A 24,950-nucleotide genomic window follows, 5' to 3' on the forward strand; every position below is an offset into this window, starting at 1 on the left:
GGCGGGTTTTCCGGGCAAGGAGCCTGGTTTTGGATCGTAACGGCAGTTTCCCGGCAAACATCGCGGACATTTCGTCCGAGCCCGACGCGTTGGCGGACGTGACGGTCATCGTCTGCTCGTCCTGCCGCGACGAAACCGGTTCGGATGCCAACCCGCGCGCCGGCGCCCTGCTTGCTGAAGACACGCGCCGCGCCGCATCGGGCGAAAACATCCGCATCCGTACCGTCGAATGCCTTGGCAATTGCAAGCGCCGCTTGAGCGCGGCGCTTCTGCGCGACGGCTGCTGGAGCTACGTCTTCGGCGATCTGGATGCGACCAGCGGCGCCGACCTCGTCGCCGGCGCAAAGCTCTTTGCAACTTCCACTGACGGCCTCATCCCCTGGCGCGGCCGGCCCGATTCCCTCAAGCGCGGCCTGGTTGCCCGCATCCCTCCCCTCGACCTCCTGAAGGACCGATCATGAACGCCTCCGTTTCTCGTGTTCCCTGCACCGTCGTCACCGGCTTTCTCGGCGCCGGGAAGACGACGCTGATCCGCAACCTGCTCGAAAACGCCAAGGGCAAGCGGCTGGCGATCATCGTCAACGAGTTCGGCGATGTCGGCATCGACGGCGAGATCCTGAAAGGCTGCGGCATCGACACCTGCCCGGAGGAAAACATCGTCGAGCTCGCCAATGGCTGCATCTGCTGCACCGTCGCCGACGACTTCGTGCCGGCGCTCGACCAGATCCTGTCGCGCACGCCGAAGGTCGACCACATCCTGATCGAGACCTCCGGCCTCGCTTTGCCGAAGCCGCTCGTCCAAGCCTTCCAGTGGCCGACGGTGAAGAGCCGCGTAACGGTCGACGGCGTCATCGCCGTGGTCGATGGCCCGGCTTTGGCCGATGGCCGCGTCGCTTCCGACATGGATGCGCTGCAGGCGCAGCGCGCCGCGGACGATTCGCTCGACCACGACGATCCGGTCGAGGAGGTGTTCGAGGACCAGATCGCCTGTGCCGACCTGATCATCCTGTCGAAGAGCGACCTGATGGATGCGGCCGGCTCGGCCCGCGCCAATGCCGTGATCGGCGAGCATGTGGCGCGCGCCGTGAAAGTCGTGCCGACCGCGCAGGGCAAGGTCGATGCGTCGGTGCTGCTCGGCCTCGGCCTCGCCGTCGAGGACGACATCGAGAACCGCAAGACCCACCACGACGACGAGCTCGACCATGAGCACGACGATTTTGACTCCTTCGTCATCGATATCCCGTCGATCGCCAATCCGGATGAGCTGGCCAAGCGCGTCGCTCTCGCTGCCGAGCATGAAAACGTGCTGCGCGTCAAAGGCTTCGTCGAGGTCGGCGGCAAGCCGATGCGGCTCTTGCTCCAGGCCGTCGGCCCGCGCGTCAATCATTATTATGACCGATCCTGGACGGCGGAGGACGACCGCCGCTCGCGGTTGGTCGTCATCGGCCTCAAAGGGCTGAATCGCCCGGCGATCGAGCGTATCCTCGCCGGCTGAGGCAACACGAAAAGCCCAAACACGAAAAGCAATGCATATCCTCACCACGACATCCGCCTCGCTCGACGATCTCGCCGAGCCGATCGACCTCAGGCAGACGCCTGCGGATGTCGTGGCCCTGTCCTTCACCGACAGCGATCTTTCGGGACTGGCTACCGCCTGGAAAGCCGACACAGAGCGGCTGCCATCGATGCGGCTCGCCGCACTTCGCGACCTTCGCCACCCGATGTCGGTCGACCTCTGGGTCGATAGCGTCGCGCGCCATGCCAAAGTAATCCTCGTCCGCATCCTCGGCGGCTATGACTGGTGGCGCTATGGCTGCGACCAGCTCGTGGCGGTCGCGCGCGAGCGCGGCATCAAGCTGGCGCTGCTGCCGGGCGAAAGCCATGACGAGGACCAGCGCCTGATCGAAGGCTCGACCCTGCCGCGCACCGAGCTCGACGCCCTGCTCGGCTATTTCCGCGAGGGCGGCCCGGCCAATATGAGCGCGCTGGTGAAAAGGTTGGCGAGGCTTGCGGGGTCGGACGCGGCGGTTGCTGAGCCTGTGGGCGTGCCGAAGGTGGGTTATTATCAACCTAGAATTGGAGTCGTAGAGAAGCCTGGACTTTCAAAGGTCGGCGATCCTTCACACCCCCCTCTGTCCTGCCGGACATCTCCCCCGCAAGGGGGGAGATCAGCTATCACCAACCCCGGCGCCAATTCTTCCACGTCAGCAGCAGAGCCATCTGCAACATCTCCGATTGGCGAAATCGTCGGCGACAGCTCAATCTCCCCCCTTGCGGGGGAGATGTCCGGCAGGACAGAGGGGGGTGTGACGGGACTCGACGCCGACAATTTCGCCGCGCCCGTCATCCCTATCCTCTTCTACCGATCGATGCTGCTGGCAGCCGACGTGGCACCGATCGACGCGTTGGCCGAGGCGCTGCACTTGCAAGGCATTACGCCGGTGCCGATCTTCGTCTCCAGCCTCAAGGATCCGGCGTCTCTGACGTTCGTCGAAAACGCCATTGCTTCTCTGAACCCATCAGCCATCGCCACCGCCACCGCCTTTGCCTCCGGCGCAGAACCAGGCGCCGAGACGCTCTTTGACCGCGCCGGCGTACCCGTCTTCCAGGTCATCGTCGCGACGACGCGGCGCGAGGTCTGGGAAAAAAACCAGCGCGGCCTGGCGCCCGCCGATCTCGCCATGCATGTCGTGCTGCCGGAGCTCGACGGCCGCATCCTGGCCGGCGCGATTTCCTTCAAGGGCGAGGTCGAAACCGATCCGGCGCTGGCCTTCCGCGCCTTCGCCAACCGGCCAGAGCCCGACCGCGTCGCGCAGGTCGCCGCCCGCATCGCGGCGTTCGTTCGCCTGCAACAGACCGAGCGCGCTAAGCGCAAGCTGGCGATCCTGATCCCGGATTACCCGAGCGCGCCCGGCCGTACCGGCTACGCCGTCGGGCTTGATGTTCCGTCGAGCGTGCTCGCCATGCTGCACGACCTGAAGGAACAGGGCTATGCGGTTGAGAGGATTCCGCAATCGGCACGGGGGCTGCTGGATGCACTGGAGATGGGTGGGCATGGTCTGAGCCTTAACGACTATCGGCGCCTGTCGATGGAGCTGCCGGAAGGCGCGCGCGATGCGGTTGAGGCTGCGTGGGGTAAGGCCGGGAGCGAGATAGGGTTGCGCGAGGCACCCCCCTCTGTCCTGCCGGACATCTCCCCCTCAAGGGGGGAGATTGCCCCGTCACCACCGCTTTCGCCAATCGCCAGCGTTGTAGGTGGAGCGCCGTCGCCCGAACTGCCAATCTCCCCCCTAGAGGGGGAGATGTCCGGCAGGACAGAGGGGGGCGTGACAGAACGCCAGCATTCGCAAGTGGCGGGCGAAGGACTCTTCCCCTTCCGCGCCGCCACCTTCGGCAACATCACAGTGGCGCTGGCCCCCGATCGCGGCCGCTCGGCCGACCGCCGCGCCGACTACCACGATCCGACGCTGCCGCCGCGCCACGAACTCATCGCCTTCGGCCTCTGGCTGCAGAAATCCCTCGGCGTGCACGCCATTATCCATGTCGGTGCGCACGGCACGCTGGAATGGCTGCCGGGCAAGACGGTCGCCCTCTCGGATAACTGCTTCCCCGAGATCGTCACCGGCTCGCTGCCGGTCGTCTATCCCTTCATCGTCTCCAATCCCGGCGAGGCGGCGCAGGCCAAGCGCCGTATTGCGGCCGTGACACTCGGTCATCTGCCGCCGCCGCTGACCGGTGCCGGCCTGGACGAGGCACAGCAGAAGCTCGAGCGGCTGGTGGATGAATATGCGCAGGCCGACGGGCTCGACCGTCGCCGCCGCGACCGGCTGGCGAGGCTCATCGTCGAGACCGCGCAGAAGACCGGTCTTGCCGCAGAAGCCGGCCTTGCTGGCACCGATGCGCCGGACGAGGCGCTGCGCCGCATCGATGCCTGGCTTTGCGATCTCAAGGATTTCGCCGTCAAGGACGGTCTGCATGTCTACGGCCGCGCGCCGGAAAACGAGGCCGACTCGCTGCGCCGGCAAAGCGCCGAGGCCGAAAAAACTGCCCTCCTCGCCGCGCTCGACGGCCGCCACATCAAAGCCGGGCCGGCCGGCGCACCGGCGCGCGGCCGCTCCGACGTGCTGCCCACGGGGCGCAACCTCTTCACCTCGGATCCGCGCACCATGCCGACCCCGACCGCTTACGACCTCGGCCAGACGGCGGCGGAGGAAGTGGTGCGCAGCTACATGCAAAGCCATGGCGACTGGCCGCGTTCGCTGGTCATCGACCTTTGGGGCTCAGCCTCATTGCGCACCGGCGGAGAGGAGATCGCCCAAGGCCTGGCGCTGATGGGATGCCGGCCGCAATGGGATGCCGCGACGGGTCGCGTCACCGGCATCGAGGTGCTGCCGCCGGCAGCACTCGGCCGCCCGCGCGTCGACGTCACCTGGCGCATCTCGGGCCTGTTCCGCGACATGTTCCCGACCCAGATCGCGTTGATCGACGCCGCCGCCAGCGCCGTCGCCGGCCGTGACGAGGACGATTCGGAAAATCCCCTCGCAGCCGCGACTCGCGCCGCTGGCAAGGTCGGGCCCCGCATTTTCGGCACCTCGCCCGGCACCTATGGCGCTGGCGTCGAGGATCTGCTTTCGCGCGGCGAATGGGGCGCACGCGAGGAGATCGGCCGCGCCTATCTCGAGGCCACCTCGCACGCCTATGGCGGCGCAGAAGGAGAAGCGATCTCGGCGCCCGGCGCCTTCGAGGGCCGCATCGCCGAAGCCGATCTTCTCGTCCATACCGGCGACGATCCGGGCCGCGACATCCTCGAAGGCTCGGCCGACGTCGCCTTCATCGGCGGGTTCTCGGCGGCGCTTGCAGCACTTGGCCGGAATGCCGATGTCATCGTGCTCGACACGACCGATCCGAAGAAGCCGAAGCCGCGCTCGGTCGGCGAAGCCGTCGCCCGCGTGGTGCGGGCCCGCGCCGTCAACCCGCGCTTCATCGCCGGCCAGATGCGTCACGGCCCACGCGGTGCCTCGGAATTCGCCGAGACGGTCGACCGTCTCGTCGGCTTCGCCGAGACCACGCATGCCATATCCGGCGCGCTGATCGAGGCCGTGCATGATGCCTATGTTGGCGATCCGGACGTCCGCGCCTTCCTTCTGCGCGAGAATCCGGCCGCAGCAAAGGTTATCGCCGAGCGGTTTCTCTCCGCACGGCGGCGCGGACTTTGGCATCCGCTTCGCAACTCCATCGACGATGATCTCGCGGCTTTGATCGCCGAGGCGCAGAGGGTAGCGGCATGAACGCCTTCTCGCGCCGCGGCGCCTGTCCCGCTTTGTCCGCGCCGATGCAGACCGGCGACGGGCTGCTGGTGCGGCTCAACCCTATCGCTGGAGGACTTGCTCCCAAGTCGCTGATCGGACTCTGCGAATCCGCCTTGCGCCACGGCAATGGCATCATGGAGGTGACAGCGCGCGGCAGCCTGCAGATCCGCGGCCTGACAGCGGAGAGCGCACGGCTGTTGGCGGCTGAGGTGGATGCGCTGGGGATCGCGGTGCGCACCGGAGTGCCGGTTGAGACCGGGCCACTGGCGGGGATCGATCCGCAGGAGATTGCAGACCCCCGCCCGTTGGCTGAACGGATCAGGGCGGCGATTGAAGAGGCCGGGCTGACGGCGCGGCTGGGGCCGAAGGTGTCGGTGGTTATCGACGGCGGCGGGCAGTTGGCCATGGATGCGCTGACGGCTGACGTGCGGCTGAAGGCGGTGCGGGCCGGCGCAGCCATTCAATGGCGGGTGTCGATTGCAGGTGATGCGCGCAGTGCAAAGCCGCTCGCGACGGTCGATGGAGATGCTGCCCGCGACATTGCTGTGGCGGCACTACGGATGGTGGCCGAAAAAGGCCGCGAGGCGCACACGCGCGATTTGACCAAGCGACAGTTGGCCTCGCTCGCAGGCTGGCATTCCTTCGCGCCCCCCTCTGTCCTGCCGGACATCTCCCCCTCTAGGGGGGAGATTGAGCTGTCGCCATCGGTTTCGCCAATTTCCAACGCCGAAAGCGAAGAGCCGGCGCGCGAACTGCCAATCTCCCCCCTAGAGGGGGAGATGTCCGGCAGGACAGAGGGGGGCGCCGTAGAGCGCCCTCGCTCGACGCTTGGCCTTTTCAACCTTAACAACGGTCACGCCATCGGCATTGCCCTGCCCTTCGGCAGCATGCCGGCGCAAAACCTTATCGACTTGGCCTCGCAAGCCTCGAACCTCGACGTCATTGAAATCCGACTAGCTCCAGGGCGCGCCCTGCTCCTACTTGGCCTCTCCCCGTCCGCTTGCCTCTCGCTGCAAGCCACTGCGTCCACCCTCGGCTTCGTCACCTCCCCCGCCGACCCCCGCACCCGCATCGCCGCCTGCCCAGGCACGCCCGCCTGCGCTTCCGGCCGCATCGCCACCCGCGCCATCGCCGAGACAGTCGCTGCCGAGAGCGCCGAGCTTCTCGACGCCTCGCTGACCCTCCACATTTCCGGCTGCGCCAAGGGCTGCGCCCATCCCGGTCCGGCGGCGCTCACTTTGGTCGGCGACGAAAACGGAGCCGGACTTGTCGTGGACGGGACGGCAAAGGCCCTTCCTGCCGGATACAGGCCGGGCTATGACGCCGCGCGCGGCGTCGGCGGCGTCCTTGCCGCGATGCGCGCGCAAAGACATCCCGGCGAGACCGCCGCTGCCTGCCTCACAAGGCTTGGCACGGCCGGCATCGCCGAACTCTATCGACGGAACTAAAGAATGGCCGCCTACGACTATATTCATGACGGGATGGCGATCTACGAGCGCTCTTTCGCCATCATCCGCGCCGAGGCCGACCTGTCGCGCTTCTCCGAGGCGGAAGCCGATGTCGCGATCCGCATGATCCATGCCTGCGGCCAGGTGGAAGCCGCCGCCCATTTCGTCTTCTCCAGCGATTTCGTTGCCGCGGCCCGCGCCGCGCTTGCCGCCGGCGCGCCGATCTTCTGCGATGCTGAGATGGTCGCGCATGGCGTCACCCGCGCCCGACTGCCTGCCGGCAACGAGGTGATCTGCACGTTGCGCGACCCGCGCACCGCCGAGATTGCCAAGGCGATCGGCAACACGCGCTCGGCCGCGGCGATCGATCTCTGGGGCGAGCGCATGGCTGGCTCCGTTGTTGCGATCGGCAATGCGCCGACCGCGCTCTTCTATCTGCTCGAGAAGCTGCGCGACGGCGCGCCGAAGCCGGCGGCGATCATCGGCATGCCGGTCGGCTTCGTCGGTGCCGCCGAATCCAAGGATGCGCTGGCCAAGAATTCCTACGGCGTGCCTTACGCCATCGTGCGCGGCAGGCTGGGCGGCAGCGCCATGACTGCCGCCGCGCTCAACGCATTGGCGAGGCCGGGTCTGTGAACGCTCTTCTCAAAGGACGCCTGGTCGGCGTCGGCACCGGCCCCGGCGATCCGGAGCTTTTGACGCTGAAGGCTGCACGCGCGCTGGCCGAGGCCGACGTCATCGCCTATTTCGCCAAGCGCGGCAACAACAGCAATGCGCGCACCATCGTCGAGGCGCGTTTCCGGCCGGACATGATCGAGCTGCCGCTGCTCTATCCCGTGACGACGGAGATCGACAAGGATCACGACGACTACCGTTCGCAGATCACCGAATTCTATGAGCAGTCGGCCGAGCGGGTCGCCGAGCATCTCGGTGCCGGCAGGATGGTTGCGGTGCTGTCGGAGGGCGACCCTCTCTTCTATGGCTCCTACATGCACCTGCACGTCCGGCTGGCACATCGCTTCCCGACCGAGGTCATCCCTGGCATCACGGCCATGTCCGGCTGCTGGTCGGCGACCGGCCTGCCGATCGTCCAGGGCGATGACGTGCTGACCGTGCTGCCGGGCACGATGAGCGAGTTCGAGCTGACGCGCCGCCTCGCCGACACCGATGCCGCCGTCATCATGAAGGTCGGCCGCAACCTGCCGAAAATCCGCCGCGCGCTGGAGGCGACCGGCAAGCTGGCGAAGGCCGTCTATGTCGAGCGCGGCACCATGCCGGGCAGCGTTTCGATGCGGCTTGCCGAAAAACCGGACGACAAGGCACCCTATTTCGCCATCGTTCTGGTTGCCGGCTGGTCCGCTCGCCCCGGAGCCCCCGGAGCAAAGCCATGAGCGGCCACCTCACCGTCATCGGCCTCGGTCCCGGCAACGCCGACCAGGTCACGCCGCAAGCAAGCCGCGCCGTGGCCGAGGCTACCTTCTTCTATGGCTACAAGCCCTATCTCGACCGGCTCGAGCTGCGGGAGGACCAGACCCGCATCGCCTCCGACAACCGCGAGGAGCTCGCCCGTTCCAACGAGGCACTCGCCAAGGCGGCCGAAGGCTACAACGTCGCCGTCGTTTCCGGCGGCGATCCCGGTGTCTTCGCCATGGCGGCTGCCGTCTGCGAGGCGATCGAGGCCGGCCCACAAGAATGGCGGGCGATCGACCTTTCCGTGGTCCCCGGCGTCACCGCCATGCTCGCGGTCGCCGCCCGCATCGGCGCGCCGCTCGGTCACGACTTCTGCGCCATTTCGCTGTCCGACAATCTGAAGCCGTGGGACCTGATCGAGCTGCGTCTCTTGGCGGCGGCCGGGGCCGGCTTCGTCATCGCGCTCTACAACCCGATCAGCAAGGCCAGGCCCTGGCAGCTCGGCCGCGCCTTCGAATGCCTGAAAGCGATCCTGCCCGGCACCACGCCGGTGATCTTCGGCCGCGCCGCCGGCCGGCCGGACGAGCGCATCGAGGTGTACCTGCTGGCCGATGCAGATGCGTCGAAGGCGGATATGGCCACCTGCATCATCATCGGCTCGCCCGAGACCCGCATCATCAAGCGAGGCGACCAGCCTGCGCTGGTCTACACGCCGCGTTCGGCAACCGGTTCGAAAAAATGATCGACGATTGCCGCCAGCTGATCGACGGTTTCAGCCGAGCGAATGTCCGGCAAGGGCGGCCGGCGCACAATGATCACCTCGATGCCGAGCGCCCGAGCCGCAGCGATCTTGCCATAGGTCGCGTCGCCGCCGCTGTTCTTCGAAACGACGGCATCGATGCCGTATTTTTCGAGCAGAGCCCGTTCGTCCGCTTCCGGGAACGGCCCACGCGCAAGCAGATAGGCCGCGTCCAGAACTGCCAGCTCCGGCTCGACCGGATCCACGCTGCGGATGAGATAGCGATGCTGCGGCGCGGCTTCGAAGACGCCCGCCTCTTGCCGGCCGATGGCCAGGAAGACGCGGCGCGACGCGGCGCCGAGCGCTTGCGCCGCTTCAACAACACTGTCGACCAGCGTCCAGCGATCACCAGCCACAGGCTCCCAGCCCGGACGCCGCAGCGCAAGGATCGGCACACCGGCTTGCTGGGCCGCCTCGGCGGCGTTGGCGGAAATGCGCGCCGCGTAAGGGTGCGTGGCATCGATCAGCAAGTGGACGTGCTCTTCGCGGAGATAGGCAGCCAGCCCTCCAGCGCCGCCGAAGCCGCCGGTGCGCACCGGCACGCCTTGCGCGACGGGGCTTTCGGTGCGGCCGGCGAGCGACAGCGTGACCGAGAAGCCCTCGCGACGGGTAAGCTTTCCCGCCAGTTGCCGGGCTTCCGTGGTTCCGCCGAGGATCAGGATACGGTGGGTCATCATGCCTGCTAAGGATCTGCGCGACGCCAAGCTCACCCCAAAGTGGCTTACGGTGGTCGGCATCGGCGAGGACGGTGTAACGGGTCTCGGCGACGAGGCCAAGCGGCAGATTGCCGAGGCCGAAGTCGTCTTCGGCGGCAAGCGGCACCTCGCCCTTGTCGCATCCTTGGTCAAGGGCGATGCCCGCTCCTGGCCGACACCTTTCGACGCCGAAATGCGCGATGTGCTTGCGCTCAAGGGCAAAAACATCTGCGTGCTCGCCTCCGGCGACCCGTTCTTCCACGGCGTCGGCGTCACTCTGGCGCGCAAGGTCAAGCCGGATGAGATGCTCGTGCTGCCGGCGCCCTCGTCGCTTTCGCTGGCGGCCTCCCGCCTGGGCTGGGCGCTGCAGGATGTCGAAACCATATCCCTGCACGGCCATTCAATCGACCTGATCAGGCCTTTGCTCCACCCCGGCGCGCGTATCCTCGCGCTGACGTCCGACGGCGACAGCCCAGCCGCCATCGCCGGACTGCTCGACGAACTCGGCTTCGGCCCCTCACGACTGACGATCCTCGAAGCGCTCGGCGGCCCGGACGAAACGCGCCGCATTGCGCGCGCCGACGCCTTCGATCTCAAAAAAATCAATCCGCTCAACGTGCTGGCGCTCGAAATTGAGCAGACGGCGGATGCGCGCATATTGCCTTTCACTGTCGGCCTTTCAGACCACCTGTTCGAGCATGACGGCCAGATCACCAAGCGCGAGATCCGCGCCGTCACGCTGTCGGCGCTGGCGCCGCGGCGCGGCGAGCTGTTGTGGGACATCGGCGCCGGTTCCGGCTCGATCGGCATCGAATGGATGCTGGCGCACCCGTCCATGCGCGCCATCGCCATCGAGGCCGACAGCGAGCGCGCCGCCCGCATCCGCCGCAACGCCGCGCATTGCGGCGTTCCCGGCCTCACCGTGGTCGAAGGCTCGGCGCCGAAGGCGCTGGCAAAGCTGGAGACGCCCGACGCCATCTTCATCGGGGGCGGCGGCAGCGATGCCGGCGTGCTGGAGAAGGCAATCAAGGCGCTGCGTGCCGGCGGCCGGCTCGTTGCCAATGCGGTGACGCTGGAAATGGAAGCGCTGCTTCTCGACCAGCACACCAGGCTCGGCGGCGATCTTACCCGCATAGCGCTCTCGCGTGCGGCACCGGTCGGGTCTATGCAGGCCTGGCGTCCGGCAATGCCGGTCATGCAGTGGAGCTGGGTGAAACCATGATGGTCGCGGGCATCGGCAGCCGGAAGGGCGTGACGGCAAGCGATGTGCGCGCCGCTATCGAGACGGCGCTCGAAGCGCACGGGTTTGCGATGACCGCACTTTCGGCACTTGCCACAAGCGAAATCAAACGCGACGAGGAAGCGATCTTCCTCGCCGGTCGCGACCTCGCCCTTCCGGTGATCGTCGTCGCCGACGAAGCGTTGCATGTGGTGTCCGCGGACATAATCAGCCGATCCGAAGTATCGCAAGCGCATGCCGGAACGCCGTCGGTTTCGGAAGCCTCGGCGCTTGCCGCGGCTGGGAAAGGTGCAAAACTGCTCGGGCCGCGCACGGTACTTGGCGCGGTGACCTGCGCCATCGCTCTTGGCGGAGGTACTGAATGACCGTCCATTTCATCGGCGCCGGGCCGGGCGCGGCCGACCTCATCACCTTGCGCGGCAGCAGGCTGCTGGCGTCCTGTCCGGTCTGCCTCTATGCCGGCTCGATCGTGGCGCCGGAGTTGCTCGAGCATTGCGCGCCGGGAACGAAACTCATCGACACCGCGCCGATGTCGCTCGACGAGATCGAGGCCGAATATGTCGCCGCCCACAAGGCCGGCCAGGATGTCGCGCGCCTGCATTCCGGCGACCTCTCGGTCTGGAGCGCGGTGGCCGAGCAGATCAGGCGGCTGGAAAAGCACGACATCCCCTACACGCTGACCCCCGGCGTCCCCTCCTTCGCAGCCGCAGCTGCAACGCTGCGCCGCGAGCTCACCATCCCCGAGCTTGCGCAAAGCCTGGTGCTGACCCGCATCTCCGGCCGCGCCTCAAAAATGCCGCCCGGTGAGACGCTCGCCGGCTTCGGCCGCACCGGCGCCACGCTTGCCATTCATCTCGCCGTCCACGCCATCGACCGCATCGTCGCCGACCTCACGCCGCTCTATGGTGCCGAATGCCCGGTTGCGGTCGTCTTCCGCGCCTCCTGGCCGGATGAGCGCATCCTGACCGGTACGCTGGGCACCATCGAAACGCAGCTCGCGGAAAACCCGATGGAGCGAACGGCGATCATCTTCGTCGGCAGCGCCTTGGCCGCGCAGGATTTCGGCGAAAGCTCACTTTACGACGCCCACTACCAGCGGCGTTTTCGCGGACGGGACGGATTGTGAACGGCAGCGCCAACAGAAACGGACGGGCAACGGTGGAGCAGGCGCTGGCGCGGCTGAACTTCAGGCCGCGCGCGCTGGAGCCCGGCCAGGTCTGGCTGGCCGGCGCCGGCCCCGGCGATCCCGGCTGCCTGACGCTGGAGGTTCTGGCAGCGCTCGGGCAATGCGACGCGCTGGTCTATGACGCGCTGGTCTCGCCCGATGTCGTGGCCGTCGCTGAAAGCGCCGAACTTTTCTACGCCGGAAAACGCGGCGGCCAGCCCTCGATGAAGCAGGACGACATCAACGCTTTGCTCGTGCGACTGGCGCGCGAAGGCCGCCGCGTCGTGCGCCTCAAGGGCGGCGATCCCTATATTTTCGGTCGCGGCGGCGAAGAGGCGCTGGCACTCGCCCGAGAAGGCATTCCATTTCGAGTGCTCTCAGGCCTGACCTCCGGTCTCAGCGCGCTTGCCGCCACCGGAATCCCCGCCACCATGCGCGGCATCAACAAGGCGGTCATCCTCGCCACTGGCCACGCTGCCGGCACCGATGACGACATCGACTGGGCGGCGGTCGCGCGCACCGGACAACCCGTCGTCGTCTATATGGGCATGGCCAATCTGCCGCTGATCGCCGCAGCCCTGCTCAAAGGGGGCCTCGCGCCATCGACGCCGGCTGCGGTGATCGTCGCGGCGACCACGCCGCAGGAGCGCACCGTCGTCGCCACACTCGCCACGATTGCTGAAGAGGCCGCCGCCGCCGGGCTCGCCTCGCCGGCTTTGATCGTCGTCGGCGGCATCGTTGCCATGCGCGCGGCATTGGCGGGCGGGACATGACGGCGCGGGCGATCATCATCGGCGCGCCGCGCTCAGGCTCGGGCAAGACCAGTGTGACCATCGGCCTCTTGCGCGCGCTGGCCCGGCGCGGCCTGAAGGTCCGCGGCGCGAAGTCCGGGCCGGACTACATCGACCCCGGCTTCCACGCCGCAGCGACTGGGCTTTCCGGCGTGAATCTGGACAGTTGGGCGATGTCGCCCTCCCTGCTCAACGCGCTGGCAAGCCAGGCCGCGGACGATGCGGAGTACGTCATCCTCGAAAGCGCGATGGGTCTGTTCGACGGTATCCCCGCTCCGGCGGGCCGCTCGGGCTCGGCCGCCGACCTCGCCCGGCTCTACGGTCTGCCCGTGCTTCTGGTGCTCGACGTTTCCGGACAGTCGACCACGGCCGCCGCCATCGCCAAGGGTTTCGCCACCTACGATCCGGATGTGCGCATGGCTGGCGTCGTGCTCAACCGGCTCGGCAGCGAGCGGCACAGGCGGCTGTCGGGGGACGCGATCGAGGCGATTGGGCTGCCGGTGGTAGGCGCCATCATGCGCGATCCCACGCTCAACCTGCCCGAGCGCCATCTCGGCCTTGTGCAAGCCGGCGAGCACGAGAACTTGATGGCGCATCTCGACCGGCTGGCCGACATGGTGGAAAAATCGCTCGACATCGACGCCATCCTGGCGCTGGCAACCCCGCTGGAACCTGCGGCTGGCGACTTCGGCGATGCCTTGTCGCCGCCTGGACAGCGTATCGCGCTGGCCGGGGACGCTGCCTTCACCTTCCTCTACCCGCATGTCGCCACGCACTGGCGCATGGCCGGCGCCGAGATCGTCCCTTTCTCCCCGCTCGCCGACGAGGCGCCCGCCGAAGACTGCGACATCTGCTGGCTGCCCGGTGGCTATCCTGAGCTGCATGCCGGACGGCTGGCGGCCGCCAATAACTTCCGGGCGGGAATGGCGCGTTTCGCCACGACCAAGCCCGTGCATGGCGAGTGCGGCGGCTTCATGGTGCTGGGTGAGGTGCTGGAGGACGCCGACGGCCAAAGCCACAAAATGCTCGGTCTGCTCGGCCATTCGACCAGTTTCGCCAAACGCAAGATGAACCTCGGCTATCGCGAGGCCCGGCTGCGTGCCGGATGCCCGCTGGGAAGCGAAGGCACGCTGATCCGGGGTCATGAGTTCCACTACGCGCAGATGATTGCGACCGGCAATGACGAGCCGCTGGCCGACCTCGCCGACGGCCAAGGTAACCCGCTTGGGGCGTCAGGGTACCGGCGCAGCCATGTCAGCGGCACTTTCTTTCACGCGATTGCGAGGGGCGCATGAGCGGCCTCTCCGAACCCAGGCAGTTGCTGGACGATATCGGCCTCAGCCTTGTCTTCTTCACGCGGCTGAGGCTGCCTTCGGGCGATTTCGGCGGCCGCAATCTTGCCGACGCGATCTGGGCGGCACCCTTTGCCGGCCTCGCCGTGGCGATCATCGGCGCGCTCGCCTACGCCATTGCAGTCGCCCTGGGTCTTGCCGGCGGCCCGGCCGCGGCGCTCGCGCTTGCCGCGACGATGCTCGCCACCGGCTGCCTGCACGAGGACGGCTTCTCCGACATTGCCGACGGCTTCGGTGGTGGCAGGACGCGCGAAAGGAAACTGGAAATCATGCGCGACAGCCGCATCGGCGCCTATGGCGCCGCGGCGCTCGGCATCTCCCTGCTCATCCGCTGGAGCGCGCTTTCGGAACTGGCCGGTCCCGGCCACGTCTTCCTGGCTCTTTTGGCGGCGCATGCTTCCTCGCGTGGGCTTTTCGGCGCCTTCATGCGCCTTCTGCCGCCGGCTCGCGCCGACGGCCTGTCAGCAAATGCCGGCTCTGTGAGCGCCGAGACCGCTATTATCGGCGCGGCTCTCGGGGCCGTGGCGCTGCTGGCGCTCGGCCTTGGCGGCGCGATCGCCGCGCTCATCCTGCTCGGCCTGTTGTTTGCCGCGTTCCGCTCGCTTTGCCTCAGCCAGATCGGCGGCCAGACCGGCGACACGATCGGCGCGCTGCAACAGCTCGCCGAGATCGCAGTCCTCCTCGTTGCCTCAGTTTCCCTATCCCCCTGACTCTCAATTGGAGACATTGCCCCCATGTCGTTCAAATCGTTCGAAGACCTCCGCGCCGCCTGCCTCGATCTGCCTGGCGGCAGCGACGCTGCTGCCAACGCCGTCGCCCGCCGCCAGGACACGCTGACCAAGCCGCAGGGCAGCCTCGGCAGGCTTGAAACGATCGCCGCCTGGCTGGCCCGCTGGCAGGGCCGCGAGATGCCGAAGCTCGACGCGGTAAAGGTCTTCGTCTTTGCCGGCAATCACGGCGTCACCGCGCAGGGCGTGTCGGCCTACCCGTCGGAAGTCACCGTGCAGATGGTGGCCAACTTCGCCGGCGGCGGCGCGGCCATCAACCAGCTTGCCCGCGTTGCCGGCGCCGGGCTCGATGTCATCCCGCTCGATCTCGACCATTCGACCGGCGATTTCACGCAAGTGCCGGCGATGGACGAGAAGACTTTTCTCGCCGCCGTCTCGGCCGGCTACGACGCCGTGTCCAAGGATCTCGACCTCGTCTGCTTCGGCGAGATGGGCATCGGCAACACCACGCCGGCGGCGGCGATCTCGACCGCGCTGTTCGGCGGCGGCGCCGAGAAATGGACCGGCCGCGGCACCGGCGTCGATGACGCTGGAATGATCCGCAAGATCACGGCGATCGAGGCCGGCCTCAAGCGCCACGCCGATTCGCTCTCCGACCCGATTAAGATCGCAGCAGCGCTCGGCGGGCGCGAGCTCGCCGCCATCCTCGGCGCCACGCTCGCCGCGCGCCGCAACAATATCCCGGTGCTGCTCGACGGCTTCGTCTGCACCGCAGCCGTCGCACCGCTGGCAAGGCTGCACCCGACGGGGCTTGCGCACACAATCGCCGCCCATGTCTCGGCCGAGGCCGGCCACCGCCGCCTGCTCGAAGCGCTCGGCCTGCCGCCACTGCTCGATCTCGGCATGCGGCTCGGCGAGGGCTCCGGCGCCTGCCTTGCCGTCAACATCGTGCGTTCGGCGCTGGAGTGCCATGCGAAGATGGCGAGCTTTGCAGAGGCCGGTGTTTCAGAAAAATAAATCGGTCGAAATTTCAACACTGTTGAAACATCGAAATAACGCCATCTTGATTATTTCATGGGACAGAGATGTCTCACGGGAGATCGATCGATGTATTTGAGGTGCCTAATATCCGCTGCAATTCTTGTTGCAGTGGCTTCGCCAGCTTCGTCTCAAGAGCAATATGTTCGCCCGCTTCGCCCGGGCGACGATGGGTCGGCCAGGATCCAGTCTTCCTTCTCGATGACCCTTCCGGTCAAGGATGACGACGACGCCGGCGCTCAGCAGCAGGTAGCGCTTCGCTTCTTCTACAAGGTCGCGGCGGGCAGTTGCGCCATCGTGGTCGAGACCGTGGCCGACACATGCGAGATCACCGGCATGACGACCAACGTCAACGCCCGGGACCGCAACGTCGGCGGCTATGGCGGATCGCAGATCACGGTGACCGGCCAGATCACGATGAAGGTCAAGTTCAAGGCCAATCTCGGCAAGACGGCGTTGTAGCCCAATCAAGTCACCGGACCAGATCCGGGCCGCCCTGGTTCCGGCGGCGTTTCCCCTGAAACGGTGAACCGCTCTAACGGGATCACCTGGCGTGGGCGCCGTCATGCGGGACTTGGCCTCCGGGAGAAGGCCACTGGTGTCGAAAGCCTGCCGGCGACGGCCGCATCATTTGATCTTGATGGCGATGAGCCTGGGGCGGCGCAGTCCCAAAGAGCGGACGGCGATGGAAGCCAGCCTTTTGTAAATCCTTGCTGCCTCGCGCAACGCCGCGCCAGGAGCGCGGACACGTTTTGGCCTCTCATGGCGCACGATCACGGACGGAAAACGCGGGGCGGCGGTGAATCGGTCCTGTATGCAGAGCGCCGGACCGATTTTGTAGACCTTCAAGCCGGGCAGCCCCTCGTTGAAGAGGTGCTGATCGAACTCTTGATTGATTTCCGTGAAAGTGGCGTGCAGCTTCGCGGCGCATTCACGCGAAATGATATAGGCCGCCGTTCCGGCGAAGCCTGAGAGTGCCTGATACAGCTTTCTCCCCAATGCTCTCTGTCCGGTTTCGACGCCGACAAACCGTTTTCCGAGCTTTTCGAGATGAACGATGTCGGCATCGGCCGGTATCCACGACACATCATTCAAGAATGCGGGCAGATCCGCGCCAAGATGCGCATCGTCCTCGAAAATCGCGGCGAACCTGTCAGGCCCACTGGCGATTTCCTTCCAAATCGCGCGATGGCTGAAGAAGCAGGCGACCGCTTCCTTCGAGACATTGAACTGAGTGGCGACACTGTCCGCGATCGAAGCATTGCTCACCGCGTCAAATCGTTCGATATCCAAGCCTAGCCGGCTTGCTTGAGCGTCAAACCATTTCCGACGGTCAACGGAGACCGCCAAGTTGATGTAGAACGACCGCATTTTGAATACCCCCGAAGCCCGAAACCGTTCTAGCTAAGGAAAGGCAACAGCTCAATACATCCCTGATCAGGATTAGCGGTCGCGGATGCGCTTTTGCACAGAGTTACTCAGCTAGAGGACTTCCGTAGGCACTGAGCCTCGAATAGAATTGCCCGATGCTGAAGCTTCGTCCGTTTGCCGCTGCCTTCGCCATTGCCCTGCTCGTCGCCGGCGTGCTTCGCCGCAGCGGATATCATAGCTACGGCCTGATCGACACTGCGGTTCTTATTCTTTTCTTGATTTTTGTCTGGTGGCTTATCAGCGATTTTTCCGGGGGCAAGGAACCTGTCCTGACCGACGCCAAAGATGGCGTTGACAACAGCCTGGCCTTTCGATTCGGCAAGTTCCTGAACCGTGTTTTTCGACGCGGACGCAGCGTCTAATCTCGGCATATCGGAGAGTTGATTGGTGGGTGTGCACAGGATCGAACTGTGGACCCGCTGATTAAGAGTCAGCTGCTCTACCAACTGAGCTACACACCCACACCGCCGGGAAACCCAGCGTCGGCGGGCATATAGCCGCCGGATTCGGTGATGTCTAGCCCTGCCGGATCATTTCCCGACAAATCGACATGGCATGATCCCGAAAAGTGGATTCCGGTTTTCGGGAAAGATCATGTTCGCTCAAAAAAGCCGCACCGGTCAAACAAAGAGGCTGCCTTCCGCCACCTTGATGGCATGACCGCCGATGCGCGCGGAGGCCAATTTTCCGCCGTCGACATTGAGCTCGAGCCGGATGCGCGACGGCCTGCCCATCTCCAGCCCCTGCTCGATCCAAAGCTGCATGATTCCGTCGGTCGGGGCGTCGAAATGCATGATCGCGCCGGCAAAGGCAGCCGCGGCCGAGCCGGTCGCCGGGTCTTCGTAGGACGGGGTACCGGGCACGATCATGCGGACATGGAAGGCGCTGTCATGGTGCACCGTCTCGCGGCAATAGACATAGGGGCTGGCGAAAGCCCAGTCGCTCTTGCGAGGCGCCAGCTCCGACCAGGCCTGGTTGTCCAGCCTGACTTTTGCCGCCGCATCGAGGCCGGCGACCGGAATGGCGACGTAGGGCACGCCGGCCGACCAGAACGAGACGCGGTGATTCTCGAAGCCGAGCTCGTGCGGAGCAAGCCCTAGCGCCGCGCCGATCATTTCCGGGTCGGCGGCAAGTTCCAGCCGCTCCGGCAGTTTCGCCAAGTCGAACTCGGCAAAGATGGCGCCGTCATGCGTGCCGACCGCGCAGCGCACCGGGCCGATATTCTCCTCCAGCACGAAGATGCCCGCCGCCTCGCCACCAAGCTCCGCAAGCGCGATCGCCGAGCCGACCGTCGGATGTCCGGCGAACGGCATCTCATAGTCGGGGGTGAAGATGCGAATCCGATTGCGGTGCTTGGGATTGTCGGGCGGCAGCACGAAAACCGTTTCCGACAGGTTGAATTCACGCGCGATCGCCTGCATGGCGGCCGTGTCCAGCCCTTGGCTGTCGAGCACGACGGCGACCGGATTCCCGGCCAGCCGCTCGGTCGTGAATACATCGTAAAGCAAGTAGCTGCGTGCCATCGAGAAAACCTTCCGCCTCGTCCCGAATTTTCCGCCTCAATCCCAACATGAGGAAAATTTAATTTGAAATTCGAACCTTAAGGCATGATTTGTGCACCAATAGGGACAGCAAATTTTCGCTATAGGGGTCTGGGGTGGACCAGGTTGTCAATCCGCCAAACGCAGAATCCGACACTTCCATCGAAGCCGCTCTCGGGCTCGACCGCAAAGGCGTGAGCCGCAAGCGCCGGCGCGGCTGGCTCTATGCGCTGCTGGCGCTGGCGGTAGTGGCGGCCGCGATTGGCGCCTACCGGTGGAACGCCGCCGCGCCGCCCCGAATCGAATACACGACCGCTCCGGCGACGGTCGCTGACCTGACCGTCCAAGTGTCGGCGACCGGCACGCTGCAGCCGCTGACCCAGGTCGACATCTCCAGCGAGCTTTCCGGCATCGTCCGCTCCGTCGCGGTCAACGAGAACCAGCAGGTGAAGAAGGGCGACGTGCTTGCGACGCTCGACACCGCCAAGCTCGAAGTCCAGATCGAGCGCGCCACCGCCTCGGCCAAGGCGGCCGCAGCTAGCGTCGAGGACGCCAAGGTCACCTTGCAGGAAAACGAGAACGCCGTTGTCCGTGCGAGCACGCTCACCAAGCGCGGCATGGCGACGGACCAGTCGCTGGAGGCGGCGACCGCGACGCGCGACCGCTCCAAGGCTTCACTCGACAGCGCTGAGGCCAATCTCGCCATCGCTCAGGCCGATCTCAAGGCGCAGCAGACCGATCTTGCCAAGAGCACGATCTACGCGCCGATCGACGGCATCGTGCTCACGCGCTCGGTCGATCCCGGCCAGACGGTCGCCTCTTCACTGCAGGCGCCGGTGCTGTTCGTCATCGCTGCCGACTTGCGGAACATGGAACTGCAGGCGGCGGTCGACGAGGCCGATATCGGCCAGGTCAAACCCGGCCAGCATGCCCGCTTCACCGTCGACGCATTCCCGGAACGTCCGTTCGACGCTGAGATCCGCGACATCTCCTACGCCTCGGTCACCACCGATGGCGTCGTCACCTACAATGCACGGCTCGAAGTGGACAACAGCGAGCTTCTGCTCAGGCCCGGCATGACCGCCACGGTCGCGGTGGTGACCAGGCAGGCCAGGGACGTGCTCACCGTGCCGGCCATTGCCTTCCGCTACCGCCCGGCTCAACCGACGGCCCGCGGCTGGAGCCTGCGCGACTTGTTCACCGGCCGCATGGGCCGTCCCAACCGGCAGCGTGAGGCGACGAAGGCGCCGACCGACGGCTCGCGCACGCTCTATGTCCTGGAGAATGGCCGGCCGCATCCCGTCAACGTCAAGATCGGCTCGACCGACGGCGAGTTGACCGAGATCACGTCCGGCCTCGATCAAGGCGCCGAGGTCGTCACCGGCTCGCAGCAGCGGAGTTGACGCCATGTCGGCTCCCCTGCTCATTACTTTCGACCAGGTCTGGAAGAGCTATGGCGAGGGCGAGGCGCGCGTGCATGCGCTTGCCGGCGTCGATCTTGCCATCCGCCGCGGCGAGTTTGTCGCCATCATGGGCCCCTCCGGCTCGGGCAAGTCCACCGCCATGAACATCATCGGCTGCCTCGACACGCCGACCGCTGGGACCTACAGATTCGAGGGCATCGACGCCGGCCGGCTCGATCGCAACCGCCGCGCCCTGCTGCGCAACCTCTATGTCGGCTTCGTCTTCCAGGGCTACAATCTCCTGCCCCGCACCACGGCGGCGGAAAATGTCGAGCTGCCTCTCATCTATCGCGGCGTCTCCGCCCGCGAACGCCGCGATCTCGCCATGCAGGCGCTGGCCGAGGTCGGGCTTGTCGGACGGGAGCACCATACGCCTGCCGAGCTCTCGGGCGGCCAGCAGCAGCGCGTGGCGATCGCGCGCGCCATCGTCACCAAGCCTACGCTGCTCGTCGCCGACGAGCCGACCGGCAATCTGGACACCGCGCGCACGCACGAGATCATGGAATTGCTGACCAGGCTGAACGCCGAGCTCGGACTCACCATCGTCATGGTCACGCACGAAGCCGATGTCGCGGACTATGCCGAGCGCACCGTGCGCTTCCTCGACGGCCATGTTGCCTCTGACACAGCGAAAGCCGAGGCCGCATGATCTGGGAGACCGTCCGCCTTTCGCTCATTTCCATCCGCAGGAACGTGCTGCGCTCGTTCCTGACGCTGCTCGGCATCGTCATCGGCGTTGCCGCCGTCATCGCCATGCTGACCATCGGCTCGGGCACCACCGAGAAGGTCAAGGCCGATATCTCGAAGCTCGGCAGCAATCTTCTCGTCGTCCGCGCCGGCCGCCCCGCCGGGCCCGGCGGACCGGGCGGTCTCGATCAGGTCACCCGTCCCCTCGCGGCCAAGGACCTTGAGGCGCTTGTTGCCCATCTCAGCGGCGCCCGCGCCATCGCGCCGGCCTCGCAGAAGCAGGTGCGCGTCATCTTCGGCACGGAGAGCCTGACGTCGGGCGTCACCGGCACCGACAGCGCCTATCTCGACGCGCGCGACTGGAAGCTGGTTTCCGGCCGCACCTTCAGCGATTCCGAGACGCGCGCCGGCGCCGGCGTTTGCCTGATCGGCGAGACGGTGCGTCAGCAATTCTTCGGCGCCGGCGATCCGGAGGGCGAGACCATCCGCGTCAATCGCACCTCCTGCAGGATCATTGGCCTTTTGGAGCCGAAGGGCTACACCGGCTTCGGCCAGGATCAGGACAATGTCGTGCTGATGCCTTTAGCCGCCTACCAGCGGCGCATCGCCGGCAATCGCGACATCGATTCCATCTACATCGCCGCCGACGATCGGACGCCGACCACTGAGCTGCAGCCGCGTGTCGAGGATATCCTGCGCGACACACGCCGCATCACGCCGGACCGCGATCCCGATTTTTCGATCCGCGACATGACCCAGATCGCCGACGCCATGGCCAGCGCGACCACGACCATGACCGGAATGCTCGGCGCCGTCGCCGGCGTCAGCCTTCTGGTCGGCGGCATCGGCATCATGAACATCATGCTGGTGTCGGTCACCGAACGCACGCGCGAGATCGGCATCAGGCTGGCGATCGGCGCGCATGAGAAGCACATCCTCATCCAGTTCCTGGTCGAGGCGACGGTGCTGTCGCTGCTCGGCGGCATCATCGGCATCCTGATCGGCCTGGCGCTCGCCGGCCTCGCTTCGGCGACGCTGATGATACCTTTTGCGCCGAGCCCGGCGGTCATCCTGCTCGCGGTCGGCTTCTCGGCGCTGATCGGCATGGTGTTCGGCTTCTTCCCCGCGCTGCGCGGCGCAAGGCTCGATCCGATCGACGCGCTGAGGCACGAGTAGGCCCACGCGGCTTTTGCCGCGCCTCTGGCCTGCAGGAGCTGTTAAAACGGAAGCCGCGCATTCTCCTTGACCTCCTTCATGACGAAGAAGGTCCGGGTTTGCCGGACGCCCGGCAGCGCGATCAGCTTCTGCCCATGCAGCTTGTTGAAATCCGCCATGTCCCGCACCCTTATCTTCAAGAGATAGTCGAAGTCGCCGGCCACGAGGTTGCAATCAAGCACCTCCTTGAGTTTGAGCACGGCCTCCTCGAAAGCGGCGAAGCTTTCCGGTGTCGAACGGTCGAGCACGACGCCGACCATCACCAGCGCGCCAAGCGCTACGGCGGCGGGCGCGATCTCCGCCCTGACCCCGGTGATGTGGCCCTCTTCAAACAGGCGTTGCGTGCGCCTATGGCATGTGGCGGCGCTGACATTCACGCGCGCCGCCAGTTCCGCATTGGTCAGCCGTCCCTCGGACTGAAGGGCCCGCAGGATCTTGATGTCAATGCGATCGAAGGCTGGTTCGGAAGATTCTTCCATTTTTACGGTTCCAAATGGATGATTGGAGCCAACCTTAGCGCATTTTCTTATGAGAGTGGAAAAATCCTGGAGAACCTTCGAGAGCACCTTTCGCCCTTATTCGTCTATCATCTGTCTATCGAAAACGACCACGGCGGAGGCAGATCGATGTCACTTCTCGACAAGTTTGAACGCTATCCGCTGACCTTCGGCCCGACGCCGATCGAGCATCTGCCCCGGCTGAGCGCGGCCTTGGGCGGCAAGGTGCAAATCTACGCAAAGCGTGACGATTGCAATTCCGGTCTCGCCATGGGCGGGAACAAATTACGAAAGCTCGAATACATCGTGCCGGACGCTATTCGCTCCGGCGCCGACACGCTGGTGTCGATCGGCGGCGTCCAGTCGAACCACACCCGCATGGTCGCCGCGACAGCGGCCAAGATCGGCATGAAGTGCGTGGTGATCCAGGAGAAATGGGTGCCCCACTATGATGCGGTCTACGACCGGGTCGGAAACATCCTGCTGACCCGCCTGATGGGCGCTGACAGCCGGCTTGTAGACGACAGCTTCGATATCGGCATTCGTAAGAGCTGGGAGGACGCGATCCAGTCGGTGAAGGACGCGGGCGGCAAGCCCTATCCGATCCCCGCTGGCGCCTCGGTGCACAAGTACGGCGGGTTGGGCTATGTCGGCTTCGCAGAGGAGGTCGCCAGGCAGGAGGCCGAGCTCGGCTTCACCTTCGACTATATCATCGTGTGCGTCGTGACCGGGTCGACGCAGGGCGGCATGATCGTCGGCTTTGCCGCGCAAGACCGCGCCGACCGGGTGATCGGCATCGACGCCTCCGCGACGCTCGAACAGACCCGCGCTCAGGTCCGCCGCATCGTCGACGACACCGCAGCCCTCGTCGGGCTGGGTCGAGCCGTCCGCGACGACGAAATCGTGATCAATCCCGACTATGCCTATCCGGCTTATGGCGTTCCGTCTGAGGCGACGAATGACGCGATCCGGCTGGCAGCCCGCACGGAGGCTATGATCACCGATCCGGTCTATGAGGGAAAGTCGATGCAGGGCCTGATCGATCTGACCAGGAAAGGCTTCTTCCCCGAGGGTTCAAGAATCCTTTACGCGCATCTCGGCGGCGCGCCGGCCATCAACGGCTACAGCTACTATTACAAGGACGATCGCCCGGCGACTAACCTCGTGAGCGAGCTCGGCGCCCAGGAACGCGTGCCTGAGGACACGTTACCTCCAATCTTTCCATGATCGAGCTTCCGTCCAGCTGGCTGCCTGGTACATGTCGCCCAAAAGTGTGCAGCGGTTTTGGGATAACGACATGCATAAAAACAAAGACGTAAAGCGCGTCACCCCTTTCAGCGCGACGCGCTTCAGTGACGGGTTGCCGGGTCGCGGAAGACGTTCCGCTTGCTCGCAAAGGCGACATCAAGGATCAGAGGTCCTCGTCACTGCCAGCAAAATGCCATTCGATGAGCGGCTTCATATGCCCCATCAGACCGTCTGGCAGGTCATCAGCATGGCGGATGATGACCGGGCCCTCGATCTCCGGCTCGTTTTCAGCGGCAACGAAGGCACCGATGCGCCGCGAGATTTCGTCGGCCGGCTCGGCCACCCGGTAGCGGCGGAAAATCACCGTGCCGCTCGCTGTCGATAGCGCGTGGTAGCGCCGTCCGCGCCGGGCCGCCGACAGGTCGATGCCGGTCTCCTCGCCCACCTCGCGGATCATGTTGAAATCGACATCGACGAGGCCGTCGCGGAAATCGATCGGCTCGAAGGAGCCGGCGGCGAAATAGACGCGGCCGGCATTGACTGTATGCGAACCCATGCGGATCGCCACCAGCGCATTGTCGCCGGCGACCAGCACGGCATGCGCATAGGCATGTTCGGCGCCGCTCAGCTCGCGGTTTTTGCGCCAAAGCATGAAGGTAGAGTACTTCACGGCATGGCAGCGGCCCACGAGCCGGCTATCGCGATAGGCGAGCGCCGAAAGCAGCACCACCGTGCCGTCATAGAGCGCCGGCTTCGCCTCCATCTCGCGCCGCCAGTTTTCGGCGATCGCTGCCTGGTTGTCGCGTTCGAAAGGATGAAGGCTTGGGTCGAGCAGTACGTCGACTGCGTCGACCGGCAAAATGACGTTGCGCGGCAGGTCGAAACTCACGGGC

General features: G+C 65.8%; 25 protein-coding genes and 1 tRNA gene. 20 read left to right on the plus strand and 6 right to left on the minus strand.

The window, feature by feature from the left end; all coding sequences use genetic code 11:
• Nucleotides 1-29 precede the first annotated feature (29 nt).
• From ABID26_RS14875 to ABID26_RS14905, 7 genes are read left to right on the plus strand one after another with little or no spacing between them, the layout of a single operon-like run.
• Nucleotides 30-461 (plus strand): DUF1636 family protein, encoded by a 432-nt coding sequence (locus tag ABID26_RS14875; RefSeq protein WP_126099538.1) that lies wholly within the window; start codon nucleotides 30-32, stop codon nucleotides 459-461.
• Nucleotides 458-1,495, plus strand: coding sequence for a cobalamin biosynthesis protein CobW (gene cobW / locus ABID26_RS14880; RefSeq protein WP_126099537.1), 1,038 nt, complete (start codon nucleotides 458-460; stop codon nucleotides 1,493-1,495). Before ABID26_RS14875 ends, cobW begins: the two co-directional genes overlap by 4 nt.
• Nucleotides 1,496-1,526: 31 nt before the next feature.
• Nucleotides 1,527-5,288: a cobaltochelatase subunit CobN gene (locus ABID26_RS14885; RefSeq protein ID WP_354415913.1), complete on the plus strand. Its 3,762-nt coding sequence runs from the start codon at nucleotides 1,527-1,529 to the stop codon at nucleotides 5,286-5,288.
• Nucleotides 5,285-6,757: a precorrin-3B synthase gene (cobG, locus tag ABID26_RS14890; RefSeq protein ID WP_354415914.1), complete on the plus strand. Its 1,473-nt coding sequence runs from the start codon at nucleotides 5,285-5,287 to the stop codon at nucleotides 6,755-6,757. The genes ABID26_RS14885 and cobG overlap by 4 nt, the downstream gene beginning before the upstream one ends.
• 3 nt (nucleotides 6,758-6,760) lie before the next feature.
• Nucleotides 6,761-7,393 carry a precorrin-8X methylmutase gene (locus tag ABID26_RS14895; protein ID WP_292343493.1) on the plus strand — a complete coding sequence of 211 codons (633 nt, stop codon included), beginning with the start codon at nucleotides 6,761-6,763 and terminating at the stop codon, nucleotides 7,391-7,393.
• Nucleotides 7,390-8,148: a precorrin-2 C(20)-methyltransferase gene (locus ABID26_RS14900; protein ID WP_292298716.1), complete on the plus strand. Its 759-nt coding sequence runs from the start codon at nucleotides 7,390-7,392 to the stop codon at nucleotides 8,146-8,148. The genes ABID26_RS14895 and ABID26_RS14900 overlap by 4 nt, the downstream gene beginning before the upstream one ends.
• Nucleotides 8,145-8,909, plus strand: coding sequence for a precorrin-3B C(17)-methyltransferase (locus ABID26_RS14905; RefSeq protein ID WP_292298714.1), 765 nt, complete (start codon nucleotides 8,145-8,147; stop codon nucleotides 8,907-8,909). The genes ABID26_RS14900 and ABID26_RS14905 overlap by 4 nt, the downstream gene beginning before the upstream one ends.
• On the opposite strand, the gene ABID26_RS14910 is transcribed toward ABID26_RS14905, so the two are convergent.
• Entirely contained in the window at nucleotides 8,873-9,640 is a 768-nt protein-coding gene (locus ABID26_RS14910; protein WP_292298730.1) for a cobalt-precorrin-6A reductase, read from the minus strand. The two genes, ABID26_RS14905 and ABID26_RS14910, sit on opposite strands and share 37 nt — an antisense overlap.
• Before the next feature lies 1 nt (nucleotide 9,641).
• On the opposite strand from ABID26_RS14910, the gene cbiE reads away from it, so the two are divergent.
• The 8 genes from cbiE to ABID26_RS14950 all read left to right on the plus strand — a co-directional run bounded on the left by cbiE (nucleotide 9,642) and on the right by ABID26_RS14950 (nucleotide 16,437).
• Nucleotides 9,642-10,883 (plus strand): precorrin-6y C5,15-methyltransferase (decarboxylating) subunit CbiE, encoded by a 1,242-nt coding sequence (gene cbiE / locus ABID26_RS14915; protein WP_292371209.1) that lies wholly within the window; start codon nucleotides 9,642-9,644, stop codon nucleotides 10,881-10,883.
• A complete protein-coding gene (locus ABID26_RS14920) occupies nucleotides 10,880-11,266 on the plus strand; it encodes a cobalamin biosynthesis protein (RefSeq protein WP_292298711.1) in 387 nt (128 codons plus the stop codon). Before cbiE ends, ABID26_RS14920 begins: the two co-directional genes overlap by 4 nt.
• Entirely contained in the window at nucleotides 11,263-12,027 is a 765-nt protein-coding gene (cobM, locus tag ABID26_RS14925) for a precorrin-4 C(11)-methyltransferase (RefSeq protein WP_292298710.1), read from the plus strand. Before ABID26_RS14920 ends, cobM begins: the two co-directional genes overlap by 4 nt.
• Nucleotides 12,024-12,839: a uroporphyrinogen-III C-methyltransferase gene (gene cobA / locus ABID26_RS14930; RefSeq protein WP_292298708.1), complete on the plus strand. Its 816-nt coding sequence runs from the start codon at nucleotides 12,024-12,026 to the stop codon at nucleotides 12,837-12,839. The genes cobM and cobA overlap by 4 nt, the downstream gene beginning before the upstream one ends.
• Nucleotides 12,836-14,152 (plus strand): cobyrinate a,c-diamide synthase, encoded by a 1,317-nt coding sequence (locus ABID26_RS14935; RefSeq protein WP_292298706.1) that lies wholly within the window; start codon nucleotides 12,836-12,838, stop codon nucleotides 14,150-14,152. Before cobA ends, ABID26_RS14935 begins: the two co-directional genes overlap by 4 nt.
• A complete protein-coding gene (locus ABID26_RS14940) occupies nucleotides 14,149-14,919 on the plus strand; it encodes an adenosylcobinamide-GDP ribazoletransferase (RefSeq protein ID WP_292298705.1) in 771 nt (256 codons plus the stop codon). The genes ABID26_RS14935 and ABID26_RS14940 overlap by 4 nt, the downstream gene beginning before the upstream one ends.
• 24 nt (nucleotides 14,920-14,943) lie before the next feature.
• On the plus strand, nucleotides 14,944-15,954 hold the full coding sequence (gene cobT / locus ABID26_RS14945; protein ID WP_354415915.1) for a nicotinate-nucleotide--dimethylbenzimidazole phosphoribosyltransferase: 1,011 nt from the start codon (nucleotides 14,944-14,946) through the stop codon (nucleotides 15,952-15,954).
• A gap of 222 nt (nucleotides 15,955-16,176) precedes the next feature.
• Entirely contained in the window at nucleotides 16,177-16,437 is a 261-nt protein-coding gene (locus tag ABID26_RS14950; protein WP_354415916.1) for a hypothetical protein, read from the plus strand.
• Between the two features lie 165 nt (nucleotides 16,438-16,602).
• Here the strand turns inward: ABID26_RS14950 and ABID26_RS14955 are convergent, their stop codons facing one another.
• Nucleotides 16,603-17,346: a glycosyltransferase family 25 protein gene (locus ABID26_RS14955; RefSeq protein WP_292342389.1), complete on the minus strand. Its 744-nt coding sequence runs from the start codon at nucleotides 17,344-17,346 to the stop codon at nucleotides 16,603-16,605.
• 155 nt (nucleotides 17,347-17,501) lie between these two features.
• On the opposite strand from ABID26_RS14955, the gene ABID26_RS14960 reads away from it, so the two are divergent.
• Nucleotides 17,502-17,768, plus strand: coding sequence for a hypothetical protein (locus ABID26_RS14960; protein ID WP_292298700.1), 267 nt, complete (start codon nucleotides 17,502-17,504; stop codon nucleotides 17,766-17,768).
• 23 nt (nucleotides 17,769-17,791) lie between these two features.
• Here ABID26_RS14960 and ABID26_RS14965 read toward each other — a convergent pair.
• Nucleotides 17,792-17,867: transfer RNA gene (locus ABID26_RS14965), tRNA-Lys, on the minus strand.
• 159 nt (nucleotides 17,868-18,026) lie between these two features.
• Nucleotides 18,027-18,929, minus strand: a complete 903-nt coding sequence (locus ABID26_RS14970; RefSeq protein ID WP_354415917.1) for a PhzF family phenazine biosynthesis protein — start codon at nucleotides 18,927-18,929, stop codon at nucleotides 18,027-18,029.
• A 134-nt stretch (nucleotides 18,930-19,063) separates the two neighbouring features.
• On the opposite strand from ABID26_RS14970, the gene ABID26_RS14975 reads away from it, so the two are divergent.
• The 3 genes from ABID26_RS14975 to ABID26_RS14985 are packed head-to-tail and all read left to right on the plus strand — an operon-like array spanning nucleotide 19,064 to nucleotide 22,273.
• The gene (locus ABID26_RS14975) at nucleotides 19,064-20,350 is read left to right on the plus strand and encodes an efflux RND transporter periplasmic adaptor subunit (RefSeq protein ID WP_354415918.1); all 1,287 of its coding nucleotides are present in this window, start codon (nucleotides 19,064-19,066) and stop codon (nucleotides 20,348-20,350) included.
• 4 nt (nucleotides 20,351-20,354) lie between these two features.
• Nucleotides 20,355-21,059 carry an ABC transporter ATP-binding protein gene (locus tag ABID26_RS14980; protein ID WP_292342386.1) on the plus strand — a complete coding sequence of 235 codons (705 nt, stop codon included), beginning with the start codon at nucleotides 20,355-20,357 and terminating at the stop codon, nucleotides 21,057-21,059.
• The gene (locus ABID26_RS14985; protein WP_354415919.1) at nucleotides 21,056-22,273 is read left to right on the plus strand and encodes an ABC transporter permease; all 1,218 of its coding nucleotides are present in this window, start codon (nucleotides 21,056-21,058) and stop codon (nucleotides 22,271-22,273) included. The genes ABID26_RS14980 and ABID26_RS14985 overlap by 4 nt, the downstream gene beginning before the upstream one ends.
• Before the next feature lie 41 nt (nucleotides 22,274-22,314).
• On the opposite strand, the gene ABID26_RS14990 is transcribed toward ABID26_RS14985, so the two are convergent.
• A complete protein-coding gene (locus ABID26_RS14990) occupies nucleotides 22,315-22,791 on the minus strand; it encodes an Lrp/AsnC family transcriptional regulator (RefSeq protein ID WP_126099519.1) in 477 nt (158 codons plus the stop codon).
• Between the two features lie 147 nt (nucleotides 22,792-22,938).
• Here ABID26_RS14990 and ABID26_RS14995 point away from each other — a divergent pair, with 147 nt between their 5' ends.
• Nucleotides 22,939-24,036 (plus strand): 1-aminocyclopropane-1-carboxylate deaminase, encoded by a 1,098-nt coding sequence (locus tag ABID26_RS14995; RefSeq protein ID WP_354415920.1) that lies wholly within the window; start codon nucleotides 22,939-22,941, stop codon nucleotides 24,034-24,036.
• A 184-nt stretch (nucleotides 24,037-24,220) separates the two neighbouring features.
• Here the strand turns inward: ABID26_RS14995 and ABID26_RS15000 are convergent, their stop codons facing one another.
• Entirely contained in the window at nucleotides 24,221-24,946 is a 726-nt protein-coding gene (locus ABID26_RS15000; RefSeq protein ID WP_126099517.1) for a hypothetical protein, read from the minus strand.
• Between the last annotated feature and the right edge of the window lie 4 nt (nucleotides 24,947-24,950).

The organism is Mesorhizobium shonense, from assembly GCF_040545255.1.
GTDB classification, from domain to species: domain Bacteria; phylum Pseudomonadota; class Alphaproteobacteria; order Rhizobiales; family Rhizobiaceae; genus Mesorhizobium; species Mesorhizobium shonense.